Annotated in this window: 4 protein-coding genes; 1 reads left to right on the top strand and 3 read right to left on the bottom strand. The window is 72.2% G+C overall.

Annotated elements, in window-relative coordinates; all coding sequences use genetic code 11:
• Positions 1–648, top strand: a 648-nt coding sequence (locus KBX53_RS29800) for a GNAT family N-acetyltransferase (protein WP_210862989.1), incomplete at its 5' end; no start/stop codon positions are given.
• A gap of 16 nt (positions 649–664) precedes the next feature.
• Here KBX53_RS29800 and KBX53_RS29795 read toward each other — a convergent pair.
• The 3 genes from KBX53_RS29795 to KBX53_RS29785 all read right to left on the bottom strand — a co-directional run.
• Positions 665–1,249: a TetR/AcrR family transcriptional regulator gene (locus KBX53_RS29795; RefSeq protein ID WP_030327741.1), complete on the bottom strand. Its 585-nt coding sequence runs from the start codon at positions 1,247–1,249 to the stop codon at positions 665–667.
• 65 nt (positions 1,250–1,314) lie between these two features.
• Positions 1,315–2,046 carry an ABC transporter ATP-binding protein gene (locus tag KBX53_RS29790; protein WP_030327742.1) on the bottom strand — a complete coding sequence of 244 codons (732 nt, stop codon included), beginning with the start codon at positions 2,044–2,046 and terminating at the stop codon, positions 1,315–1,317.
• On the bottom strand, positions 2,043–2,394 hold a 352-nt coding region (locus tag KBX53_RS29785; protein ID WP_210862987.1), incomplete at its 5' end, for an FtsX-like permease family protein. The genes KBX53_RS29785 and KBX53_RS29790, both read right to left, overlap by 4 nt.

The following is a 2,394-nucleotide window of genomic DNA, read 5'->3' as shown; positions in this document are numbered from 1 at the left end:
GAACATCGGCGACGCGGCATCGGCAGCGGGCTGCTGACGGCCGCGACCAACTACCTCCGCCCCATGGGAGTCCGCCGGGTGCGTGCCACCGCGCAACCGGAGGCGCTGCCGTTCGCCCGCCGGCACGGCTACGAGCCCAGCCGCGAGGTGCGCTACTCGGCGCTCGATCTGGACCAGGCGCCCGCGCTGCCCGAGCCACCGCCTGGCGTACGGCTGCACCCGATCGTCGACCTGGACCCGCATCTGCTGTACGCGGCAGACGTGGCCTCGGCCGTCGACGAGCCGGGCGACGTGCCGGTCGACAGCAAGAGCTACCAGAGCTGGCAGTACGACGTCTGGGACAACCTCGGCCTGGACAAGACGGCCAGCGTCGCCGCCGAGGTCGACGGTGAGATCGTCGCGTTCAGTCTGGTGAAGCGGGACGGGGACCGGATGTGGTCGGACTACACCGGCAGCATCCCGGCGTACCGGGGGCGCGGGCTGGCCCGACTGGCCAAGACGGCGGCGCTGCACCGGGCCGCCGCCAACGGCGTACGTGCCGCGTACACCTCGAACGACGAGGCGAACGCACCGATGCTGGCGATCAACGCCCGGCTCGGCTACCGCCCGGTGGCGTCCCAGTGGACCTGCCTCGCGGAGCTGACCTGACCGGCGGGCCGGAGCCTCAGGGGCGGTCGCGGTCGAGGTACGGGCTGAGGAGTTCGCGGGCGAGGCTGGTCGCCGTGTCCAGCGCGAGCCCTCCCTCGATCATCCGGCTCAGCGCGTAGACGATCGACTGCACCAGTTCGGCCACCCGGACCGGGTCCGAGGAGCCGTGGTCGGTGAGCGCGGCGCGCAGCGGGGCTTCCAGGCGGTCGTGCATGAGTCGGCTGGAGCTGGCGAGTGCCTCGCTGCTGCCGGCTGACGCGAGCGCGCGGGCCAGCGCGTGGTCGCCTCGGGCAACCAGTTGCAGGTTGGAATCCACGTACGCCTGGATCTTCTGCCCGGGCGTGCCGGCCGCCTCCATGCGCTTCTCGACATAGGCCGACCAGCGGGGGAACGTGTCGGTGACGAGGGCGTCGAACATGTCGGCGCGGGACTTGAAGTACGAATAGACGCTGGAGCGGGCCAGGCCGGCGTGCTGGGCGACCTCGGCCAGGCCGGGGATCTGCTCGGGGTGTTCCGACAGCAGGGTGCGGGCCGCGTCGAGCAGCGCCGCGCGTTGGGATGCCCGGTGCTCGGCGACGGTCGCGGCCTGGATCTTCGGCACGCCACCCCCCTTGTTCCGGACGAGCGTGACCTACCTGGTCCTGCGCCCGCACCCTGCCGTCGTGGTCAGCTGCTGGTCGCGAGCTTGCCGTCGACCATCTCGTAAACGGTGTCACAGTACTGCAGCACATCGTGGTCGTGAGTGACCATGACCACCGCGACCGACCGCTGCCGGGCCTCGTGGGCCAGCAGTCGCACGATCTCGTGGCTACGTGCCCGGTCCAACGCCGCCGTCGGTTCGTCGACCAACAGCACGCTGGGCTCGGTGACCAGTGCCCGGGCGATCCCGACGCGCTGGCGCTCACCGCCCGACAGCTGGTGGGGGCGCCGGTCGGACTTGTCCGCCATGCCGACGTCCGCGAGCAGTTCCAGCGGGTCACGGCCGGACCGCTGCGACCTCGACCCCAGCCGCAGGGGCAGCCGCACCTGATCGGCGGCGGTCAACGCCGGCAGCAGGTTACCGGACTGGAACACGAACCCCACGTGCTGGCGGCGCAGCTCCGTACGGGTCCGGCGACTCGGCACTGTCATGTCCTGACCGGCCACGGTGACGGTGCCCTGGTCGGGTCGGGCCAGGCCGCCGGCGACGGCGAGCAGGCTGGACTTGCCCGCACCGGACGGACCCACGACCGCGGCGAGTTCGCCGGGTCGCACCGTCAGGTCGACGTTGTCGAGCGCCTGCACGGTCTCGGCGGCGTTGCCGTGCCGCAGGGACACCCCACGCATCACCAGCCCGAGCCGGTCGGACGCGTCGTCGGCGGTTGTGGTCGAAGCGGTCGGAGCGGGACGGCTGCTCATCGGTTTCCTCCCAGAGCGGTGGCCGGGTCGACAGAGGTGATGCGGATGACCGCCGCGCCGGCTCCCACCAGGCCGAGGACGACGAGGCCGACCCCGGCGGCGGAGATGCTCGGCATGCTCAACGCGAACGGGATGCCGCTGCCGGTGATCAGGGCGCCGAGCGCGAGGCCGACCCCCACGCCGATGGCCACAGCCGCCGCCAACAGGACGAACGCCTGCGTCAGCGCGTCGCGCAACACCCAGCCGGTCGAGGCGCCCAGGGCCCGCAGGACGGCCACCTCGGGCTTGCGCTGGATCGCCCACACCGCGAAGAAGGCGCCGGCGACCAGCGCGGAGATCGCGTACAGG

The organism is Micromonospora sp. M51 (assembly GCF_018070305.1).
GTDB lineage: Bacteria > Actinomycetota > Actinomycetes > Mycobacteriales > Micromonosporaceae > Micromonospora > Micromonospora parva.
The sequence above is the reverse complement of the archived record's forward strand: the minus strand, read 5'-3'. Positions and strand labels throughout refer to the sequence as shown.